Here is a 20,812-nt window from a genome sequence, read left to right on the forward strand (position 1 = left end):
TTCTGGGTCAGCTGACCCAAAGCGCCGTAGGTATCCTCCCGGTCCATGTGGTACTTCCGCACCCGCTCCGTGTCCGCACCGCAGAGGGTCTCCGCGATGACACCCACGCCGAAGTGCTGTCCGGTTTTGGCAATGCAGGCCACGATGGCCTTGGCGTCCCGGCTGACATCCACCTCTTCGAAGTTATGGAGGCAGTTGTAGCAGGCGCTGCAAGTGTCCGGCGCGTGCTCGCCGAAGTAGTGCAGGATATACTGCCGCAAACACCGGCGTGTCCGGCAGTAGCCGGTCATCTGCCGCAGCCGCTGCAGGTCCCGCTCCCGCAGCTGCTCGGCCGTCCGGGGATCCAAGTCCTCCCGGGGCTCGCTGTGGGTGATGAGAAACTCATTAGTCCGCACATCCTGGCCACTGTACAACAGGATGCAGCTGGAGGGCGCCCCGTCCCGGCCCGCCCGGCCCGCCTCCTGGTAGTAGCTCTCCATGTCCTTGGGCATATTGTAGTGGATGACATACCGGACATCGGACTTGTCGATGCCCATGCCGAAGGCGTTGGTGGCCACCATCACCTGCACCCGGTCGTAGAGGAAGTCCTCCTGGTTCCTCTGCCGCTCCTCTGGGGCCAGGCCAGCGTGATACCGGGCGGCGGCTACCCCCCGCTGGCGGAGGAAGTCGCACACCTCCTCCACATTCTTCCGGGTGGCACAGTAGACGATGCCGCACTTGCCGGGGCGGCCCTTCACCAGCTCCAGCAGCGCCGCCCGCTTGTCCGCAGGCTGCTGGACCTCAAAATACAGGTTCTCCCGGTCAAAGCCGGTGGTCAGCTCCAGCGGGTCCTGCAGGTCCAGCAGGCGGTGGATGTCCGCCTTCACGTCCGGCGTGGCGGTGGCGGTGAAGGCTCCCACCGGGGGCCGGTGGGGCAGGCTCTCCACAAAGGCGGGGATGTTCAGGTAGGAGGGCCGGAAATCCTGGCCCCACTGGGAGATGCAGTGGGCCTCGTCCACCGCCACCAGGGAGATGTCTGCCTCCCGCACAAAGGCCTGGAAGCCCTCGGTCTCCAGCCGCTCCGGGGCCACGTAGATGATCTTGTACCGCCCCGCCCTGGCCCGGTCCAGGGCCAGCAGATACTGGCGGAAGGTTAGGGAGCTGTTGAGAAACGCCGCCGGGATGCCCATCTGCACCAGCTGCGTCACCTGGTCCCGCATCAGGGACACCAGAGGCGAGACCACCAGGGTGATCCCCGACAGCAGCAAGGCCGGGATTTGGTAGCAGACGGACTTCCCCGCCCCGGTAGGCATGATGGCCAGCGCATCCCGCCCAGAGAGCAGCGCGTCGATGACCGCCTCCTGGCCGCCCCGGAAGACGTCGTAGCCGTAATAGGTTTTCAGTGCTTCTTCCTTGGTCATAGTCCCGTTCCCTCTGGGGCTGTCTTGCCCCTGTTTTCGCTTCCAGCATTGTAGCACATCTGTTCGCATAAGGCAAGGCCCCGGCGGTATACCGCCGGGGCCCGCATCCTGATCTGATTCAACCCAGCCAGCTGAGAAGCCGCCCCGCCTCCAGCGCCGCCAGGGTTCGGACACCGTCGAAATCCACATAGGGGTTGTAGACTGCCTCCAGCTTATCGTGGTTGGCTTTGGCGTCTTTCAGCGCCGCGGCCCCTTCCTCCCGCAGGAGTGCCGCCATCCGGGTCTGGAACCGCAGCCGGGCCTTGCCCTGAGGTTCCGTCATGGCGTCCAGCCGCACCCGGCGGAAGGGCTTCTGCCCGTACTCCATGCCGGGCCGGGAGGTGACGAAGGCCAGCCCCAGTCCGGGGATCAGCAGGTGCTCGATCCGCCCCGGCTCCTCCGGCGCGCAGCAGACGATGGTGTCCCAGCCGTTATCCGCCGCCGCCCGATGCAGCCGGGCAAGCATCTCCCCTGCCAGCTCCCAGCTGTCCGCCAGCTCATAGACCTTGGGGCACAGGGCGTCCACACTGTCAAACCGCCAGATGTACCCCTTGTGGGTAATACTGCCCAGGAAGCGGCGGGTGGTCTTCCCCGCCTCACCGCCCCGGCGGCGCAGCTCCCGTGAGAGAATGCCCGCCGTCCGGCGGTCCGCCTTCTCCCGGTCGAAGGTCTTCCGCACCGCCGCCACTGCATCCAGCTCCACCTGCCGGGCAGCCTTCAGATGGTGATAGGCCCGGATATATGCGGCCTTGTAGGCCCGGGTATGAGCCTTCACCTCCTCTGCCGCGGCCTTGGCGGCGGTGAGGTCGTAAAACCGCCCCAGGTCCACATACCGGTCCACCGCCGCAGGGTACCGGGGCTCCACCACATGAGGCGACGTACCATCCACCACGGCGCAGCGGAGCTCCGGCAGCACCACGCCGTCCAGGGAATCCGGGTCGCCGGAACACCATAAGTACTCCACCGGTGTGCCGGCCTCCTCCATGCTTCGGCCGATCTCCCGCATGAAGGTGGCCTTGCCCACGCCGGGGCCGCCTTTCAAAACCATCAGGTCATAGGTGTCTTCCAGGTCCACGATCTCCGAAAACAGGTTCTGGAAGCCGTCACCGCTGTTAGCGCCTGCGAAAAAATGGGTAACTTGAGCCATACGCTCCCCTCCAAGTGTTGTTCTTACACTCAGGCTATGCAAAAACAACTTGGCCTGACAGCGGTTTTTCACGGGTCAAAAGCCGGATGGATAAAATTCCCTCTGCCAAACCGGAAAATAGGAGATGCATTTTCTTCCATCATCTGTTATAATGAAGAGTACGAGACTGCGGCGGTGCCGGACAGGCCCGCCTTTCAGATAGGAGCGCCGATATGGACGAGGAGTACAAGCCCATTATCACGGACGAGGAGCGGGCCACCCGGCGGGCCCAGCGGGCGGAGGCCCGCCGAAAGAAGCAGCGGGAAAAGCGGCGGCGGCTGCTTCGCCGTCTGGTGCCCTGCGGGCTGCTGGCCGTTCTGTGTGTAGGCCTGGTGACCGTGGGAGCCCAGCTGATTGAAAAGCCTGCGCCGGAGATGGTTAAGGCCGAACGGCCCTTTCAGGTGACATCCGTCGCCAGCGCCCCTGCGCCGGAGCCCTATGCCAGGGCCGTGTCCGGCCCGGACACGATCCAGCTGGGAGAGGACTTTCCCAGCCGCTGCGCGGTCCTGGTTGACCTGGACACCCGGACGGTCCTGGCGGAGAAAAACGCGGATACTGTGATCTCTCCCGCCTCCATGACGAAGGTCCTGACGGTTCTGGTGGCCGCTGAGCACATCACAGAAGCGGAGCTGGACGACACCTTCACCATGACCATCGACATCACCGACTACTGCTATGTCAACGGGTGCAGCGTGGTGGGGCTGATGGTTGACGAAACGGTCCCGGTGCGTGAGTTGTTCTACGGCACCATCCTCTCCTCCGGTGCGGACGCGGCGCTGGGGCTGGCCACTTATGTGGCGGGCTCCCAGGAGGCGTTCGTGGCGCTGATGAACGAAAAGCTGGAGGAGCTTGGCATCGCGGACACCGCCCACTTCACCAACTGCGTGGGACTGTATGACGAGGCCCACAAGTGCACGGTCTCCGACATGGCGGTGATCCTGGAGGCGGCCATGGACAACGACCTGTGCCGGGAGGTGCTGGGGGCCCGGACCTATGAGACTCTCCCCACTGCGGACCACCCGGAGGGGCAGATCCTCTCCAATTGGTTCCTGCGGCGGATCGAGGACAAGGATACCGGCGGCATTGAGGTCACCGGCGCCAAGACCGGCTATGTGGTGGAGTCCGGCAACTGCGCCGCCAGCTGCGGCGAAACAGCGGACGGCAGACGCTATATCTGTGTGACGGCAGACGCTTACAGCTCCTGGCGGGCCATCTACGACCATGTGGCGCTGTACAAAACCTATTGTTCCCCCGCAGATGACACCACAGAGGATGGCGGGGCGGCGGATCCCCTTGTGGAACCGGTGGCCCCCACCATAAAAGACACCACGGAACACGAAAGCGGAGCGTCCCTGTGACGCTCCGCTTTTTTCCGCTCAAAAGCCTCTGTTTTTCAGATCCGCTACCAGGGAGACATAGAACTCCCGGACGTCGAAGCCGGGAATGTTCTCCCGATTCAGATCCACCACATCCCCGTGTGAGATGCCCCGGTGCCCCCTTGGCTCCAGCAGGGTGAACTGATCGCCCCATTTGGCGGAGTCCACCGCCACCAGCCCGTCGTTCAATCCATCAAAGTGCTTGACGATAGGATAGGTCATGTTTAGAGGGAACTTGCCGTGCTGGGCCTTTCTGCAATAGGACATGACGCTCTGGTAAAAGACGCCGGGGGCGTCCGGGGTAGCCGCGTTCCTGGCCTCGCAGGCAGAGGCGGTCAGATCTGTCACCGCCGCCAGGAAGTCCGGGGCCTCATCCCCCAGCCGCTTCAGGGCGGCGTTGTAGGTATCTGCGATCTTCTGCCGAGCCGCTGCAGGGATCTTCTTCAGCAGATATTCGGCAAAGATGCAGCCCCGGTGGGGCGTGTTGATGGTGGTGAGGCTGGCCACACAGGGGGCACATCCAGCGTGGGCGATGGCGGCCCGGCTGTCCAGTCCCCCCTTGGAGTGGGCAATGATGTTCACCTTCTCACAGCCGGTCTCCGCCAGGATCTGCCGGATACGGTCCGCCAGCTCCCGCCCGCTGTCCTCCACCGCGGCGGCGGACTGCTGCTGTCCGTAGTACACTGTTGCGCCGTTGCGCTGGAGCTCCTTGGGAATGCGGCCCCAGTAATTGACATAGCGGAAGTCCCGGAAGAACACCCCGTGGACCAGAAGGATCGGGTATTTCGTCTTACAGATCTCGCTCTCCGCCCGGGCGGTGTCCAGCTCCCACTTCTCCGTCTCGAACTCCGCCTCGTCGGCGGTGATGCGGATAATCTTCCGCAGATACCAGATGTTGAGAATGGGGATCCACCCGCACAGGGCCGCCAGCACCCGGTGCTTCAGCCCCAGCTGGACGGAGGTGAGATACACCCGGATCATGCCGTTCCAGAAGACGATGGCCTCCAGCAAGACAGCCCAGAGAACACCAAAAGCCGCACCTGCAACAGCTGTTCCAGCGGCAAGGCTGTTCTCCGGCGTTATCATGGAAATCTGGCACCACAGCCATACCATCTGCACAAAGACTGTGACCGTAGCTGTAATCAAAAACAGGCGCAGCAATTCGCAGCCGCTTTTCAAATACCAGATCCGCTTTGTAGGCGCACCGCTCTTCTCAATGGGCCGCAGATTAAAATAGAGAAACTCCCCCAGAAGCAGTATCGTCGTCAAGAGCCAGCTCACCGGGCCAAACGCATAGATCAGAGAAACCCAGTTGGCTGTGACCGCCATCAGAAAGGCAAGAACCCACCGCCTCACAGATACACCTCATTCTCCTTGGGTTCTGTGAAGTTCTGCTCCAGCATGGCCACGTGGGACAAAAAGGCCGGGTCATCAAAGTACTTGGCGTGCTTCGTGCACTTGCGGACGCACCGCTGGCACTTGATGCAGGTGCCGGGCACCTCCGCCACGTTGGAGGGATTGATGGCCCCCATGGGACACAGGCGGGCGCAGGCGCCGCAGTCGGTACACTTGCCCAAATCCGTCTGGGGCTTGGCCTTCAGGAACTTGACGGGCTGGCCGTCCGTGCCCTTGGGCACGTAGTAGGGCGCCGCCGCATCGCCCGGCACGGCCACCGGAGCAGGGATGTCCGTCAGGTCTTTTACCTTGTCCGCAATGCGGGCCGCGAACTCCCCCATCTGCCGCTTGTCATCCCAGTCCGGGCGGCCGTCCGCCAGCGCGTCCGTAAAGGCGTGGCGGCAGGCAAAGGCGCCCCCGGCCACGGTGTGGAAGCCGTCCGCCTCCAGCGCGGCGCACAGCTCCGCCAGGGAGTTGTCGTAGGACCGGTTGCCGAAGGTGACCACCCCCACCGCCAGGGCGCCGTTCCCGTGGATCTGCTGCTGGACATAGGGCAGCATCTTGTTGGGCAGCTTTCCCGCATAGGTGGGCATACCGAACACCACCAGGTCTCTCCCCGTAAAAGACAGATCCTCCGCCCGGTCTGACGGGCGTGTGAAGTTCCTCCGCTCCAGAGGGACGCCCAGCTTCTCCGCCAGGGTCTCCGCGATGGTGTTCACCGTCTTGTCTGTGTTGCCTGTGGCGCTCCAGTACGCCGCGCAGATCCGCTTGACTTCCATGATGTCTCCTCTCCTTCCCATTTGTGACAGCGCCCGCCCGGGGATTTTCCCCAGGCGGGTGCTGAACGCTGCTTACAGCGAAAAATCTTCCTCTTTCAGCCGTTCAGTCTCCAGCGCTGCCGGCCGGGGCGGCACCCGCTTCAAGGGGTCGTATTTGAATGCCCGGCAGTGGTGCTCCACCGCCACGATGCCCCGCTTGACGCAGGCCACCTCCCGCTCGTTGATCTGCTGGCCCCGCTGGCAGTAGGCACAGCGGGGATCCATATCCTTCCGAAACAGCATGGTCCTCCCTCTCCTCTTCCTCCGGTCACAGGGTGTACAGCCGAATGGCACCGTCCTCCACCGTGGCCTTCACCTGGGTGATGGGATGCTCGTAGCTGTCGATGATCTTTGTGGCCATGGGGTCCTCCAGCTCCTTCTGGATGGTGCGCCGCAGGTTCCGGGCGCCGTAGGTCAGGGAGTAGGACTTCTTCGTCAAAAGCTCCACCAGTGCGTCGTCGTAGATGAAGGTGATGCCTTTCTCCTTCAGGGAACCCACCAGTTCGTTCAGCATGATACGTGCGATGCCGTGGAAGTTCTCCTCGCTGAGGCGGTTGAAGGTGATGACCGCGTCCACCCGGTTGATGAACTCCGGCCGCAGGAACTGCTGGAGCGCCTTCATGGCCCGGTCGGCGTCCTGCTCGTTCACGGAGCGGCCGAAGCCCACGGTGCCCTCCTTGGTGGCGCTGCCGGCGTTGGAGGTCATGACGATGATGGTATTCTCAAAGTTCACCTTGCGGCCGTGGGCGTCGGTGATCTCGCCGTCATCCAGGATCTGGAGAAGGATGTTCAGCACATCGGGATGGGCCTTCTCAATCTCGTCGAAGAGGACCACGGCGTAGGGCTTGCGGCGGATCTTCTCTGTCAGCTGGCCCGCCTCGTCATACCCCACGTAGCCCGGAGGGGAGCCCACCAGACGGGAGACGGAGTGCTTCTCCATGAACTCCGACATATCCAGCCGGATCAAGGCATCCGGCGTGTTGAAGAGGTCTGTTGCCAGCTGCTTCACCAGCTCTGTCTTGCCCACGCCGGTGGGCCCCACAAAGATGAAGCTGACAGGCTTGTGCTTGGGGGAGATGCCCACCCGGTTCCGCCGCACCGCGGCGGCTACGGCGGACACGGCCTCGTCCTGGCCGATGATATGGCTCTTGAGCCGCACTTCCAGCTGGCTCAGGCGCTGGAACTCCTGCTCCCGGATCTTGGCCGCCGGGATTTTGGTCCACAGCTCGATAACATGGGCCAGATTCTCCATGGAGAGCTGTGGATCGCCCTTTTCCAGCAGACTGTTCAGCTCTGTGTTCAGCTGGAGTTCCTTGCTCTTCAGCTCCGCCATGCGGGCGTAGTCGCCCTCGGCCTTCTCCTCCTGCTCCTCCAGCATGGTGCGCTCTTTCTCATAGTCGTCCAGCTCCCGCTGAATCTCCATGCGGCGGGAGATATCCGGGTCTTTCAGATTCAGGTCGGAACATGCCTCGTCGATCAGGTCGATGGCCTTGTCCGGCAGGAACCGGTCGGTGATGTACCGCTCACTGAGCAGCACCGCCTGACGCAGGATCCCCTCAGAGATCTTCACCCCGTGGTACTGCTCATACTTGGGGGCCAGGCCCTGGAGAATCTGCACAGAGTCCTCAATGGAGGGCTCGTTCACCGTCACCGGCTGGAACCGCCGCTCCAGAGCGGTGTCCTTCTCGATGGACTTGCGGTACTCGTTGAAGGTGGTGGCGCCAATCACCTGGATCTCGCCCCGGGAGAGGGCGGGTTTCAGGATGTTGGCGGCGTTCATGCTGCCCTCGGCGTCGCCGGCGCCCACAATGTTGTGAACCTCGTCGATCATCAAAATAATGTTCCCCAGGCGCTTCACCTCGTCGATAAGGCCCTTCATCCGGCTCTCGAACTGGCCCCGGAACTGGGTGCCGGCCACCAGAGCTGTCAGATCCAGCAGGTAGACCTCCTTGTTCCGCAGCTTGAAGGGCACGTCGCCCTTGGAGATCCGCTGGGCCAGCCCCTCCGCGATGGCGGTCTTACCCACACCGGGCTCACCGATCAGGCAGGGGTTGTTCTTCTGGCGGCGGTTCAGGATCTGCACCACCCGCTCGATCTCCTGCTCCCGGCCGATCACCGGGTCCAGCTTTCCCTCCTGGGCCCGCTGCGTCAGGGAGATGCAGTAGTTCTCCAGATATTTGCGCTTGCCGTTCTTAGGGTCCTTGCGCTCCTTTTCCCGGCTTCGGGCACCGCTTTCCTCCTGGCCGCCGCTCTCGCCGCCCTTGGCGGCCTCGCCGGAGAACAGGCGGTTCAGGAAGGGGAAGGTGGCGGTCTTGCCCTCTTCCTCCTCTTCCCCGGCGTCCTCGCCGCCGGGCAGGTCCTCGATATTCTCCACGCCGCTCATGGCCTGGAGCATCTCACTGTTGAGCGTGTCCAGATCCTCGTCGGAAATGCCCATGCGCTTCATCATATCGTCCACCTGGGGCAGGCCCAGCTCCTTGGCGCATTTCAGGCACAGGCCCTCGTTGGTGGTCTTGTCCCCCTCCATTTTGGAGATGAAGACAACGGCCACGTTCTTCTTGCATCTTGAACAAAGTGTCGGCTGCATCGTGTAAATCCCTCCAGAAATCGTGACGCCGGCGGGGCAACGGCCCCGTTCGTCATTGCAGAAGCGACAGCGCGCTCAGGGGCGTGTGTGTCGCAAAAAATCGTAAAATATGGGTGGCTGAGACGGTGTCTGTCTCAAAGGAGACGCCGAAGCGCCGCAGAACCCAGATGGCCAGAAACAGCACCAAGGCCCCCTCGATCAGGCCGATCACGGCGCCGCCCAGGGCGTTGACCAGGTGCAGCCCCGGCAGCTGCAGCACCAAGTCCATAGCCCGGATCAGCAGCTTCAGCAGGATCGTCAGTCCCACGAAGGAGACCAGGAACAGCGCCGCATAGAGAATGGACTGGGCCAGACTCTCCACCACGGCCATGACCAAGGAGACGCCGGTGTCCTGGATCTTCTCCTGCGTCTGGCTGGCCAGGGAGTTCCGCACGTCCTCGTCCAGTCCCATCAGGGCCAGCAGGTCCTCGATGGCGAAGCCCTCGTCCACGTCCTCCTCCGGCATCTGGACCTCCTGGGACTGCCGGGCCATAGCCTCGTCCACCTTCGTCTCGATTTGCTCCCGGATCAGGGGCGTCACCAGACGGGCCGCCGGGGCGGCCAGGGTATTTGCGATGATGGCCGCCCCCACCAGGGCCACGATCACCACCGCCAATCCCGCCAGGGCCCGGAAAAGGCCCCTGTGGGCACCGTAGATGACCGCAGCGATCAAAACCACAGCCATAATCACGTCTATTATAACAGGTGTTGTCATGCTTGCCTACCTTTTTGCTCGTAAACGTTTTGTGAATTCCAAGATCAATGTTTCCCACTCAAGGCAGGAACAGGTGGGCGCTCTCTGCCGCCAGCAGCAGGGCAGAGCCATCCTGGCGCATCAGAACCGACCGGGCGTAGTCCGTGCCCTCCAGCTGAGCATAGATCTCCAGCTCCTCTGTGTAGATCACCACGCTGTCCATATACAGCACCGCCAGATACCGTCCGGCAGCGGAGATGCTGAGGATCTCCTCGTTCACGTCCAGGGCGGCGATCTCCTGCCCGTCCGTGTCCACCGTCACCAACCGGCCCACACCGCCGGACTTGTACCGGTTCAGCAGCAGGGCGGTGAAGCCGTCCCCGTGCAAGTCGTATTCCCGCAGATAGCTGCCGGCATAGGAGTAGGTAGCGCGCACCTCCCCGGCCGGGGACGCGTAGGTCAGGCAGGTGTCGGACACCGTCACCAGCTGGCCGTCCTGCTCTCCGACGGCAGCCACCAGACCGTCGGTCACATCGTAGTCGGCCGCCGGGTCTACATTTCCTGCCGTCTCCAGGCTGTAAAGTACCATGTTGCTGACGAACACGCTGTTCTCCTGGCCTAAGGTCACCACCGCCAGAGTGTTATCGTCATCTGTCACCCGGGCGTCGATGACAAACCGGTCCGACGCGGTGAGTGAAAACACCTCCGTCCCCTGGCTGTTATAAGCGGTGACGCCGCCCTTGTAGCCCGGCAGTTCTGTGGTCACAGCCAGCCAACCGTCTTCATTCAGCCGGGCGGAGAAATAGGGGGCGTCCTCCGGTGCGGTGAGCGTGAGGATCTCGCCCCCCTCGTCCACCACATACAGCTCTGTGCCCCCCACGTCGTAAGCCACAGCCCGGCCGCCGCCCGTCTCCAGGGCAGGGGCGCTCATCCGCACGGATGTGGACCAGATCTCCTCTCCGCCCCGCGCCAGGACCTGCAGCTTTGTGTCGGAGAGCACCACCAGGGAATCCCCCAGGACGGCAAAGCGGTTGCTGTCGGAGGCGTCGTAGTCGTACTGGGCCTCAGCAGTGCTCTCCTCTCCGCTGCCGTAGGAACACAGCCGCCGCAGGGCGTCAAAGCCGGTGCCGTCCCGGTACGCGGCCACGAGCACCACGCCCAGCACCGCCGCCAGCACCAGAAAGAAGATCCCAAAGCGGCGCAGCCGTCCGCCCTTCCGGGGAGCCTCGTCCTCTTCCCCGTCGTTGTCGTTCCAGATGTCGTTCGTCGTATCAGCCATTGAGCCGTTCATCCTCATACCAAAGTCTTGTCAGGTACAGTCCCCCCGGCGGCACCGTGGGACCGGCGGCGGTGCGGTCCCCCCGCTCCAGAATGCCGGGGATGTCCTCCGGGGTGAACTTGCCCTCCGCCGCGTACAGCACGGTGCCGGTGATGGCCCGTACCATGTTATACAAAAAGCCGTTGGCGCAGACCTTCAATTCCAGCAGATCTCCGTTCCGGGTCACGTCACAGTAATAGATGGTGCGGACAGTGGACTTCGTCTCCGTGCCCACGGAACGCACCGCCGCGAAGTCGTGGGTGCCCACGAACATCCCCGCTGCCCGGTTCAGGAATTCCTCGTCCAGGTGCTTGGGATAGAAGTAGGCCCGGTTGACGTAAAATGGGTTCTTGAACCGGGAGTTGTAGATGCGGTAGGTGTACTCCTTCTTGATGCAGGAGCCGATGGCGTTGAAGTCCTCCGCCACCTCGAAGGCCTCCTTCACCGCGATGTCCTCCGGCGTGTGGGTGTTGACGGCGAAGGGGAGCCGGTCCACGGGAATGCGGCTCTCCGTGCGGAAGTTGGCGATGTAGTGCTCCGCGTGGACACCGGCGTCGGTGCGTCCGCAGCCGGTGAGGTGTACCGGGCCGCCGCAGATGTCAGCAATGGCCTTCTCCAGGGTCCCGCAGACGGTGACCGCGTTCTTCTGCACCTGCCACCCGTGGTAGGCGGTGCCGTTGTACATGAGTTTCAGGGCAATGTTGCGCATAAGCTCTCCTTTGGCAGTTCCGCCGCCCGGGGTTCCCGGCGGGAACGCTCTTTTTATCCGGCAGGGCAACTCAGCGGTTGACCGCCGGGTTGTCTGTCCGCCCCAGCAGATAATCCACAGAGCAGTCCAGATAGTCGGCGATGCGAGCAAGGGCAATACAGGACATTTGCTTGCCTTTTGCAAATTCTGATATCGCGTTAATTCCCATGTTCAAATCAGACAGCATATCTTTTGTGCGGATGCCTTTTTCTTTGAGGCGCCATTTAATGCGGTCTGCAATGTCTTGTGTAACATACATAAAATTTGCCCCGCCTTTTGTAAAGCTCTAAAATCACGAAAAAACGTGAAAAGCATCTTGATAATCACGCTATTACATGATAAAATCCGTTTAGCGTATAAATAAGAAATACCATACCACAAAAAGGATATCGGAACAACACATATTAAGGAGGAATCCCCATGACAAGCATTTCGGAAACTCTGTTCGACACCTACGGCGACAGCCTGATGCAAGAGTATGCGCCCTATGATGAGGCGGAAATCCTGGCGGCGCTGGACCGGATGTCCATGCCGCAGGACATGCAGATCCAGGTCTGTGATCTCCTCTCCAGCTGCTATCTCCGCTGGGGCACAGCTGCCTTCGCCATCGGCCTGGGGCTGGGCCTCTCGCTGATGCAGGATTGCTCCGGTCGCCGTCTACGGATCTGACGGACTCCCCTGTGCGGCGCCGCAGTTCATGTATCCGGGGATAAGCCTTCCGGGGCGGCCGGAATCTCCTGCCGTCCTGCGCCTCTTCCGCCAGCGCCCCGTCCCGTTTACGGCCAGACCAGCACCGGGGTGTTGGTGACGGGCCAGCCCGGCGCCAGCCGGTCCTCCTTTACCGTCCAGGTCCGGACAGGGAACTCATATCCCAGGCCCAGGCCGTCCACGCAGAAGAACCGCACCTCCAGCTGGTCCCCGGCGGCGCAGGATACCGTCCCGGTGCCCTCCCAGGTGCCGGATTCCTGGCCGGAGGCGGCCGGGATGGTCTCCTCCAACTGACCGTTCCGGTACAGGCGGAATGTCTGCTCGGAGGCTGCGGCCGCCTTTTCACGCAGCCGGACGGCGGCGGTAATCCGGGCTTCTCCTTCCTGCAGGGCCGCCTCTCCGCTGCGGCTGGACAGCGCCATCGGCAACAATCCGGTGGCACGGCCCTCATAGAGCCGCTCTGTGGCCGTATCGCCGCCGGTCCGGACCGTCACCAGAATCTGGAGTGAGGTGCTGTCCGCAGGCACCGCCGCCTGACCGGAGAAGATTCCATCCCCGGACCGGGTCAGCTCCACCTGGGCCAGACGCTTGCGCTCCGCGCCGCCCTGATAGACATTCAGGGTGGCTTCCGCCGACTGGTCCGGCGTAGTCAGGGTCAGGGACACCCCAAGCTCCACCTGATGGGCCGCGGCGTCCAGCCGAAGGGGCGTCAGCTCATAGCGCTCCAGCAGCGACTCCTCCGGCTGCGGGGCGGTTTGGGCGGCCGCTCGTTCCAGCGCCTCCTCCTGCTCCTGGAGGCGGTTTTGTGTGCTTTTCAAGTCCAGGCGGAGTTCTCCCACCTCCTGTTGGAGCGCGGAATACGCCGTCTGAAGTTCCCCCAGCTGTCCTTGCGTCTCCGCCAGGGCTGCTGCCAGCAAAACCACAGCCGCAGTCAGGGCCCAAAGCCAGATGTTCTGCTTCTTCATAGGACTCTCCCCTCTCTGCCAAAACACAGCCGCTCCGAATCAGGCCATGTCCACTATCCATGATTTCCAGTCATGCGTCCGGACGGATCTCGATGATTACCAGCTCCGGGCGATTGAAAATGCGGGGCAGCCGGACGGCAGACTGTCTCCCCTACATTCCCCCCGGAGAAAATCCTCTTCCGGTGAGGCCGGTCAGCGGTTGACCGCCGGGTTGTCTGTCCGCCCCAGCAGATAGTCCACAGAGCAGTCCAGATAGTCAGCGATGCGTTCCAGCTTTTCCGCTGACGGAATCTGTCCGCCTTTTTCCAGGTCATAGATAAAATTCCGGTTGATCTGTGTCTGCTCCAGCAAATTTTTGACTGAAATTTTCTGCGCTTTGCAGCGGGCCTTAATTCTGGCTGAGGTAGTCAAAACATCCAAAGGACCATTCCCTTTCTTAAAATACAGTTTTTTCTGATCGTTCTGTTGACTTACAGAAATTTCTGTATTATACTGGTTTCATCATTCCGAAATGATACCATAAAAAGCTGTATTCGCAAAGGAGTGTCTCCTATGCCATCCGTTTTTGAGCTTCTGTTCGATACCTACGGCGACCATCTGATGCAGGAGCAGGCGCCCTATGATGAGGCGGAAATCCAGGCGGCGCTGGACCGGATGTCCATGCCGCAGGACATGCAGATCCAGGTCTGTGATCTCCTCTCCAGCCGCTATCTCCGCTGGGGCACGGCTGCCTTTGCCATCGGCCTGCGGCTGGGCCTCACCCTGGGCAGCCAGTCCGTGGACCGGCAAATCGTTACGTAAATTGCCGCAGGACGATGATCCCCGCGGTGACGGCCAGCCCCAGCGCCAGGGCCAGATAGTCCCGCCCCTCGTACTGCAGCACATGGAGCTTGGTGCGTCCCTCGCCGCCGTGGTAGCAGCGGCACTCCATGGCCACCGCCAGCTCGTCCGCCCGGCGGAAGGCGCTGATGAACAGCGGCACCAGAATGGGGATCAGGGCCTTGGCCTTCTGGATGATATTCCCGCTCTCAAAGTCCGCGCCCCGGGCCTTCTGAGCGGACATGATCTTGTCTGTCTCCTCAATCAGGGTTGGGATGAACCGCAGGGCGATGGACATAATCATGGCCAGCTCATGGACCGGCACATGGATTTTTTTCAATCCGCCCAGCAGGCGCTCCAGCCCGTCGGTGAGGCTGATGGGGCTGGTGGTGTAGGTCATCAGGAACGTGCCCATGATCAACAGCATGATCCGCAGCACCATGAACACGGCGTTCTGCAGACCCTCCGCGGAGATCCGCAGGAAGCCCAGCTCTGCCAGGATGTGCTCTCCCGGCGTGAAGAACAGGTTCAAAATGCCGGTGAACACGATGATGAACACCACCGGCTTCAGCCCCCGCACCAGGGATTTGATCCCTACTCGGGAGATGCGGACACACACTGCCAGCACCGCCGCCAGAATGCCGTAGGCCAGCAGGCTCTTGGCGCAGAACAGCGCCACGATGTAAAGGACCACCAGCAGGATCTTCGTCCGGGGGTCCAGGCGGTGGGCCACGGTGTCGCCGGGGAAAAACTGGCCCAGGGTGATGTCCTTCAGCATCCCGTCTCCCCCCTTCTCAGCGCCAGCAGCTCCCGCTCCAGGGCCTCCACGGTGTAGACCGCAGGGTCGATGGCGAGGCCCTGCTCCCGCAGGCGCATGGCAATACGGGTCACCTGTGGCACGTCCAGCCCGGCAGAGAGCAGCTCCTCCGCCCGGGCGAACACCTCCGCCGGAGTCCCGCTCATCAGCACGTGAGCGGACTTCAGCACCAGGATTCGGTCTACATTCCGGGCGATCTCGTCCATGCTGTGGCTCACCAGGATGATGGTGCGCTTTTTATTGCGGTGGTAGTCCCGGATGTTGGCCATCAGGTTCTCCCGGCCCGCCGGATCCAGTCCGGCGGTGGGCTCGTCCAGCACCAGCACCTGGGGGTCCATAGCCATGACCCCCGCCAGGGCCACCCGGCGCTTCTGGCCGCCGGAGAGCTCAAAGGGGGACTTGTCCAGCTGATCGTCCCGGATGCCCACCAGGCGGGCGGCCTCCCGGACACAGCGGTCCAGCTCCTCCCCGGTCTTGCCCTGGTTGATGGGGCCGAAGGCGATGTCCTTGTACACCGTCTCCTCAAACAGCTGGTACTCCGGGTACTGGAACACCAGCCCCACCTGGAAGCGGACGTCCCGGATCTTCTTCGGCTCCGCCCAGATGTCCTTCCCATGGAGCAGGATCTGCCCCGACGTAGGCCGCAACAGGCCGTTCAGATGCTGAATCAGGGTGGATTTGCCGGAGCCGGTGTGGCCGATGATCCCTAAGAACTCCCCATCGTACACGTCAAAGCTCATGTCCTCCACCGCGCTGCGCTGGAAGGGCGTGCCCACGCTGTACGTGTGGGTCAGATGTTGTACTTGCAGTATCGGTTCCAATGTTCTCTTCCCTTCCGATTACTTGGAAACGGCGGCCAGGATGGCGTCCGCGCACTCCTCCACCGTCAGGGCGGTGAGGGGCACGTCCAGCCCGTCTTTGCGCAGCCGGTCCAGCAGGTCCACCGTGTCCGGCACCGTCAGTCCCATGGACCGCAGCCGCTCCACCTGTGTGAAGACCTGCCGGGGCGCGCCGTCCATAATGACTTTTCCGTCGTCCATGACCACAACCCGGTCGGCGTCCTCCGCCTCGTTCATGTGGTGGGTGATGAGCACCACAGTGATGCCCTTCTCCCGGTTCAGCCTGTGAACGGCGGAGAGCACCTCCCGCCGGCCCACCGGGTCCAGCATAGCGGTGGCCTCATCCAGCACGATGCATTCCGGCTCCATAGCCAGCACGCCGGCAATGGCGATCCGCTGCTTCTGGCCGCCGGAGAGCAGATGGGGCGCGTGGCGGGCGAACTCGCCCATGCCCACCGCCGCCAGGGCGTCGTCCACCCGCTGCCGGATCTCCCTGCTGGAAACCCCCAGGTTCTCCGGGGCGAAGGCCACGTCCTCCTCCACCACGTTGGCCACGATCTGGTTGTCCGGGTTCTGGAACACCATGCCCACCGTCCGGCGGATGGCCAGCAGCAGATGTTCGTCCAGGGTGTCCATTCCCTCCACGTACACATGGCCCCCGCAGGGCAGCAGAACACCGTTGAGCGTCTTGGCCAGGGTGGACTTGCCGGATCCGTTGTGGCCCAGCACCACCACGAAGGAGCCCTGCTCAATGGTCAGGTCCACGCCCTTCAGGGCCAGAACCGGCTCCGCTCCCTCGTCCGCCGGGTAGGCGTACTGTAAATTCTCCGTTCGGATGATCTCCGCCATAGCTGTCCTCATTTCGTCAGTCTTGTATTTGCCGGACCCTGAACCGCCGGGTCCAGCCGGGGGCTGCCCGGTCCAGCAGGCACCAGCTCCAGAAGCCGCAAAAGGCCCCCAGGGTGTTGAGCCACAGGTCGTCGATGTCAAAGGCCCGGCCCACCAGCAGCTGCCAGCACTCAATGAACCCCGTGACACACAGGCCCGCGGCGAGCGCGCGTTTCCACGTGCACCCCCGCCACAGCAGGGCGGGGAAAAAGCCAAAGGGCAGGAACATGATCAGATTCCCCGCCAGGATGTAACCGTCGCCCAGGGTCCGGAAGGGAACCAGATTGACAGTCCCCGGAGCGAAGAAGGGATTCCCCTCCCCGTTCCAGCCGCAGCCCTGAAGCAGGCCCGCCAGGGCCTGGACGACCCATCGGGGCGTCAGGGTCACCAGGGCCATGCCGCCGCAGAACATCCAGAAGAGGGCCATCCCCGCCTCCCGGACCACCGGACTGGCAAGGCCCGCGGCGGCGAGGTGCCGCCGGCGCCGGGGGCTCAGGCACCCAAAGAGCGCCAGGGCAGGCACCGCCCCCGCTGCCAGCGTCAGCAGGTATGCCGCAGTCCGTCCCACGGCCTCACTCGCTGCACCAGCGGCCTGTGGCACCGCAGGGCAGAGCCAGGCCCGTCTCCGTCACCGGCAGGCCCAGCTCGTCCCAGGTGCACTTGCCGCCGTATTTGGCCCCCACCAACAGATGCAGCAGATACCCCAGCACCGACGGGGCCAGGCCCGTGGTGTAGGAGTTGATGAGCACGAACAGGGGCCGCTCCGACAGCACGCCGGCGCAGAGCTTCACGAAGTCGTAGAGGTTGTCCTCCAGCTTCCACACCTCGCCGCCGGGGCCCCGGCCGTAGCTGGGCGGGTCCATGATGATGGCGTCGTAGGTCTTACCCCGGCGGATCTCCCGCTCCACAAACTTGCCGCAGTCGTCCACGATCCAGCGGATGGGGGCGTCTTCCAGGCCGGAGAGTCTGGCGTTTTCCCTGGCCCACGCCACCATGCCCTTGGCCGCGTCCACGTGGCAGACGCTGGCCCCCGCCTTGGCGCAGGCCACCGTGGCCCCGCCGGTGTAGGCGAACAGGTTCAGCACCCGGATGGGCCGCCCGGCGTTCCGGATCTTCTCCATGGCGAAATCCCAGTTCACCGCCTGTTCCGGAAACAGGCCCGTGTGCTTGAAGTTCATGGGCTTCACCTGGAAGGTCAGGTCCCGGTAGCGGATCTTCCAGCTCTCCGGCAGGGTCTTCTTCTCCCAGTGGCCGCCGCCGGACTGGCTGCGGAGATACCGGGCGTTGGCCCGCTTCCAGGCGGGGTTCTTCCGGGGGCTGTCCCAGATGGCCTGGGGGTCCGGCCGCACTAGGTACTGCTCTCCCCAGCGCTCCAGCTTCTCTCCCCCGCCGCAGTCCAGCAGCTCATAGTCCTGCCATTGCTCCGCGATCCACATACCAAAATTCCTCCAGACAAACTCTTATCCATTGTAAATCATGTTATTATACCGCCTTGGGACCGTGTCCGTCAACCGTTTGGGGCGGTTTTATCCCGCCCATGCGCAGAAAAAGAGACCGCCGGGCGGCGGTCTCACAGGGGCTGTGCTTCAATGCACGGCATCCCACAGCTCCCGGGCAAAGGCCCGGGTGCGGGCCTCTTTCTCCGCGTCCATGAAGGGGACGTCATACCCCAGGTGCCGCTCCGCGTGGCTGCCCAGAAAACGGAGCTGGGCGTGCTTGCAGTACCGGCGCATCCCCTCCTCGAACAGGTCGCAGCCCCGCTCCGGGCGGTAGCCGCAGGTCAGCAGCAGAGCCAGGGCTTTCCCCGCCCACAGGGCGGGACCTTTTTCCGCCCCGTAATACTTGTCCATGCCGTACACCAGCCGGTCCAGCAATGCCTTCATGGGCGGCGTGCAGTACCAGGAATAGATGGGCGTGGCCAACACGATCAGGTCGCACGCCAGCACCTTGTCAAAGATCATGGGCACGTCGTCCCGCTGAGCGCAACCAAATGCCGTCCAGTCCCGCTGGCAGGCCCGGCAGGCCGTGCAGGGCCTGATCTCCAGAGCATGGAGCCATACAGTTTCCGTCTCCGCCCCCAGCCCTTCCAGCTCCTGCCGGAAGGGGCCCAGCAGGGCGTTGGTATTGCCCTGTTTTCTGGGGCTGCCCATCAGAATGCACACCTTCATCGAATCGCTCCCCTTCTCTGCCGGCCAATCTTGTTGGTTCCATCATACCTGGAACGGGACGGTCCGTCAAGGAGAGGACACATGCAGGGCCGGGACAGTGTGTCCCGGCCCTGCGGCACTCTGTTCAGTTCTTTTCCAGCAGTGTTTCCAGCCGCTGGAGGATCACTGCCGTCTGGGCCCGGGTGGCGGAGCCGGACGGATCCAGCGTGCCGTCGGACCGGCCCTGGAGCAGTCCAGCAGACACCGCCCAGGCCAGGGCATCCCGGGCATAGTCCGCCACAGCGGCGCTGTCGGAGAAGCGGCTCAGGTCCGTCCGGCCCGCGGTATCCGCTCCTCTGTATTCCGTGTACCGGAACAGGATGGCCGCCAGTTGCTGGCGGGTGATCCGCCCCTCCGGGCGGAAGGTTCCGTCGTCAAAGCCCCGGACGATTCCCTGCTGTTCCGCCCAGGCCACCGCATCGGCGCAGTAGCTGTCCGCCGCCACATCGGTGAAGGGAGGCGTCCCCGCCCTGGGTCTGCCCTCCAGTCGGTAGAGGATGGCGGCGATCATGCCCCGGTTGGATGCCCGGTCAGGGGAAAAGGTGCTGCCGGTGGTCCCCTGCATCAGCCCCGCCTCATACACATATTGGACCGCCTCTTCATACCACGCGCCGGGGGGTACGTCCCGGAAGGGATTATCCCAGGTGCTGCGGAAAGCCCCGCTGGCGGCAGCGATCAGCTCTCCCCCATCGTCCTGGGAGATCTCCCAGAACCCCACGCCGCCCAGACCCAGAGACCGGGCCAGCTGTGCCTTGGCAGCGAGGGACATGGCATCGTCGTAGGAGACGAAGGTGCGGTTCCCGTAGAGCCAGGGCACCTGCGCCTCTTCATGGCGGAACTGGCGGTAGTCCGTGTTGTCCAGATAGCTCTTCTTCAGCATCTTGTAGCTGACGGATTTGGCTGATGTGTAAGTGCTGTACAGGCCGTTGTTCTGGGCCTTGACCCCCTGGTAGGCATAGCCGTACAAAGGCATCCCCAGGACGATCTTTTCCGCCGGGATACCCTTTTTCAGATAGGCCTGTACGCAATCGGAGATGCTGCTTCTGCTCTGGGGCGAGGTGCCGGAGGGCGCATACAGGGGTGCGTTGAAGTCCGCGTAGGTATCCCAGGTGCCGTGGAGGTCATAGCCCATCACGAAGATGTGGTCCACAATGGCGGCCACCTTCACGGCCTCGATCTGGTTTAAGTACCAGCTCCCGGCGGCGCCGGCGATAGTGAGGGCATAGTCCTTCCCGTCCCGGCGGCCCTGCCGATCCAGCTGCTCCCGCAGCTCCTGAAGCAGCAGAGTGAAGTTCTGCTTGTCCGCCGGGCGGTGGATGGTCCCCGCCGCGCCGCCGGATACCGGGTACTCCCAGTCCAGGTCCACCCCGTCCAGGCCCTGCTCCACCACAAAGTCCACACAGCTGGCAGCGAAGCTCTCCCGCCGGGCCGCCGTGGCGGCCGCGTCGGAGAAGTACTGGGAGTCCGACCACCCGCCCACGGAGATCAGCAGCTTGAGATGCTGGTTCTGCTGGCGCAGCTTCCGCAGGGCGGCCAGGTTCTTTTGGTCATGGGCGGGATTCTCCAGAGCAATGGTGAGGGTATCTGGGTCGATCTGGGCAAAGGCGTAGTTGATCTGAGTCAGATGCTCCGCCGGGATTTGGTCAGGGGTGAAGCCCTGGTAGGCCGCCCATCCGGCGTAGTAGCCCACCGCCTCTCCTCCGGCGGAATATGTACGCTCTTCCGCCTCCGTGGGGGTGCCCAGCAGCAGGGCCGCCATACACAGGACGGCCAGCGCGGCGGCGGTTCGTCTGATGAAATTTCGCAAGGGAAAACGCTCCTTTTTCAGATGATCGTCACCAAAATGCGTGTGTCGTCACGCCCTATTTTACCGGAACGGGCTGCGGGCCTCAAGGCACAAATGCTGGGAGCACGGCCAGAAAACAGCAGCGCGGCAGACCCTCTCGGGTCTGCCGCGCCGGCACTTCCA

The 20,812-nt window shown here is 63.2% G+C and carries 22 protein-coding genes; 3 read left to right on the forward strand and 19 right to left on the reverse strand.

The window, feature by feature from the left end; translation table 11 throughout:
* The coding region (locus OCV80_RS08440; RefSeq protein ID WP_267288352.1) for a RecQ family ATP-dependent DNA helicase at nt 1-1,400 on the reverse strand (1,400 nt) is incomplete at its 3' end.
* A 118-nt stretch (nt 1,401-1,518) separates the two neighbouring features.
* Complete coding sequence (locus OCV80_RS08445; RefSeq protein WP_119310882.1) at nt 1,519-2,586, reverse strand: hypothetical protein; 1,068 nt, start codon at nt 2,584-2,586, stop codon at nt 1,519-1,521.
* Nucleotides 2,587-2,798: 212 nt separating this feature from the next.
* Between OCV80_RS08445 and OCV80_RS08450 the strand changes: the two genes are divergently transcribed.
* Nucleotides 2,799-3,983: a D-alanyl-D-alanine carboxypeptidase family protein gene (locus OCV80_RS08450; protein ID WP_119310881.1), complete on the forward strand. Its 1,185-nt coding sequence runs from the start codon at nt 2,799-2,801 to the stop codon at nt 3,981-3,983.
* Between the two features lie 18 nt (nt 3,984-4,001).
* Here OCV80_RS08450 and OCV80_RS08455 read toward each other — a convergent pair whose 3' ends face one another.
* The 8 genes from OCV80_RS08455 to OCV80_RS08490 form a co-directional block, all read right to left on the reverse strand.
* Complete coding sequence (locus OCV80_RS08455) at nt 4,002-5,357, reverse strand: esterase/lipase family protein (protein WP_025545558.1); 1,356 nt, start codon at nt 5,355-5,357, stop codon at nt 4,002-4,004.
* Nucleotides 5,354-6,175 (reverse strand): EFR1 family ferrodoxin, encoded by an 822-nt coding sequence (locus OCV80_RS08460; protein WP_119310880.1) that lies wholly within the window; start codon nt 6,173-6,175, stop codon nt 5,354-5,356. Before OCV80_RS08460 ends, OCV80_RS08455 begins: the two co-directional genes overlap by 4 nt.
* A 72-nt stretch (nt 6,176-6,247) precedes the next feature.
* A complete protein-coding gene (locus OCV80_RS08465; RefSeq protein ID WP_021749426.1) occupies nt 6,248-6,457 on the reverse strand; it encodes a hypothetical protein in 210 nt (69 codons plus the stop codon).
* A 25-nt stretch (nt 6,458-6,482) separates the two neighbouring features.
* Nucleotides 6,483-8,801 carry an ATP-dependent Clp protease ATP-binding subunit gene (locus tag OCV80_RS08470; protein WP_267288353.1) on the reverse strand — a complete coding sequence of 773 codons (2,319 nt, stop codon included), beginning with the start codon at nt 8,799-8,801 and terminating at the stop codon, nt 6,483-6,485.
* A 52-nt stretch (nt 8,802-8,853) separates the two neighbouring features.
* A complete protein-coding gene (locus tag OCV80_RS08475) occupies nt 8,854-9,555 on the reverse strand; it encodes a CvpA family protein (protein WP_136891709.1) in 702 nt (233 codons plus the stop codon).
* 58 nt (nt 9,556-9,613) lie between these two features.
* Nucleotides 9,614-10,813 carry a DUF5711 family protein gene (locus OCV80_RS08480; RefSeq protein ID WP_021749423.1) on the reverse strand — a complete coding sequence of 400 codons (1,200 nt, stop codon included), beginning with the start codon at nt 10,811-10,813 and terminating at the stop codon, nt 9,614-9,616.
* On the reverse strand, nt 10,806-11,561 hold the full coding sequence (gene truA, locus OCV80_RS08485; RefSeq protein ID WP_119310877.1) for a tRNA pseudouridine(38-40) synthase TruA: 756 nt from the start codon (nt 11,559-11,561) through the stop codon (nt 10,806-10,808). The genes OCV80_RS08480 and truA overlap by 8 nt, the downstream gene beginning before the upstream one ends.
* Before the next feature lie 70 nt (nt 11,562-11,631).
* Complete coding sequence (locus OCV80_RS08490; protein WP_021749421.1) at nt 11,632-11,859, reverse strand: helix-turn-helix domain-containing protein; 228 nt, start codon at nt 11,857-11,859, stop codon at nt 11,632-11,634.
* A 161-nt stretch (nt 11,860-12,020) separates the two neighbouring features.
* On the opposite strand from OCV80_RS08490, the gene OCV80_RS08495 reads away from it, so the two are divergent.
* The gene (locus OCV80_RS08495; RefSeq protein ID WP_025544875.1) at nt 12,021-12,269 is read left to right on the forward strand and encodes a hypothetical protein; all 249 of its coding nucleotides are present in this window, start codon (nt 12,021-12,023) and stop codon (nt 12,267-12,269) included.
* A gap of 107 nt (nt 12,270-12,376) precedes the next feature.
* On the opposite strand, the gene OCV80_RS08500 is transcribed toward OCV80_RS08495, so the two are convergent.
* Complete coding sequence (locus OCV80_RS08500) at nt 12,377-13,273, reverse strand: L,D-transpeptidase (RefSeq protein WP_021749419.1); 897 nt, start codon at nt 13,271-13,273, stop codon at nt 12,377-12,379.
* A gap of 192 nt (nt 13,274-13,465) precedes the next feature.
* Nucleotides 13,466-13,693 carry a helix-turn-helix domain-containing protein gene (locus tag OCV80_RS08505; RefSeq protein ID WP_021749418.1) on the reverse strand — a complete coding sequence of 76 codons (228 nt, stop codon included), beginning with the start codon at nt 13,691-13,693 and terminating at the stop codon, nt 13,466-13,468.
* Nucleotides 13,694-13,825: 132 nt separating this feature from the next.
* On the opposite strand from OCV80_RS08505, the gene OCV80_RS08510 reads away from it, so the two are divergent.
* Nucleotides 13,826-14,074, forward strand: a complete 249-nt coding sequence (locus OCV80_RS08510) for a hypothetical protein (RefSeq protein ID WP_119310876.1) — start codon at nt 13,826-13,828, stop codon at nt 14,072-14,074.
* Here OCV80_RS08510 and OCV80_RS08515 read toward each other — a convergent pair.
* The 7 genes from OCV80_RS08515 to OCV80_RS08545 form a co-directional block, all read right to left on the reverse strand.
* Entirely contained in the window at nt 14,067-14,870 is an 804-nt protein-coding gene (locus OCV80_RS08515) for an energy-coupling factor transporter transmembrane component T family protein (RefSeq protein ID WP_021749416.1), read from the reverse strand. The genes OCV80_RS08510 and OCV80_RS08515 overlap by 8 nt on opposite strands.
* Nucleotides 14,864-15,730, reverse strand: coding sequence for an energy-coupling factor transporter ATPase (locus OCV80_RS08520; protein ID WP_021749415.1), 867 nt, complete (start codon nt 15,728-15,730; stop codon nt 14,864-14,866). Before OCV80_RS08520 ends, OCV80_RS08515 begins: the two co-directional genes overlap by 7 nt.
* An 18-nt stretch (nt 15,731-15,748) precedes the next feature.
* Nucleotides 15,749-16,597 carry an energy-coupling factor transporter ATPase gene (locus OCV80_RS08525; protein ID WP_025544872.1) on the reverse strand — a complete coding sequence of 283 codons (849 nt, stop codon included), beginning with the start codon at nt 16,595-16,597 and terminating at the stop codon, nt 15,749-15,751.
* A gap of 16 nt (nt 16,598-16,613) precedes the next feature.
* Nucleotides 16,614-17,204 (reverse strand): VanZ family protein, encoded by a 591-nt coding sequence (locus tag OCV80_RS08530; protein ID WP_267288354.1) that lies wholly within the window; start codon nt 17,202-17,204, stop codon nt 16,614-16,616.
* Nucleotides 17,205-17,208: 4 nt separating this feature from the next.
* Nucleotides 17,209-18,072: a class I SAM-dependent methyltransferase gene (locus tag OCV80_RS08535; protein ID WP_025544755.1), complete on the reverse strand. Its 864-nt coding sequence runs from the start codon at nt 18,070-18,072 to the stop codon at nt 17,209-17,211.
* A 150-nt stretch (nt 18,073-18,222) separates the two neighbouring features.
* Nucleotides 18,223-18,804, reverse strand: coding sequence for a flavodoxin family protein (locus OCV80_RS08540; RefSeq protein ID WP_136891706.1), 582 nt, complete (start codon nt 18,802-18,804; stop codon nt 18,223-18,225).
* Between the two features lie 124 nt (nt 18,805-18,928).
* Nucleotides 18,929-20,650, reverse strand: coding sequence for a glycosyl hydrolase family 18 protein (locus tag OCV80_RS08545; protein WP_267288355.1), 1,722 nt, complete (start codon nt 20,648-20,650; stop codon nt 18,929-18,931).
* Nucleotides 20,651-20,812: the final 162 nt, after the last annotated feature.

The organism is Oscillibacter acetigenes (assembly GCF_025567605.1).
In the GTDB taxonomy this organism is placed as follows: domain Bacteria; phylum Bacillota; class Clostridia; order Oscillospirales; family Oscillospiraceae; genus Oscillibacter; species Oscillibacter welbionis.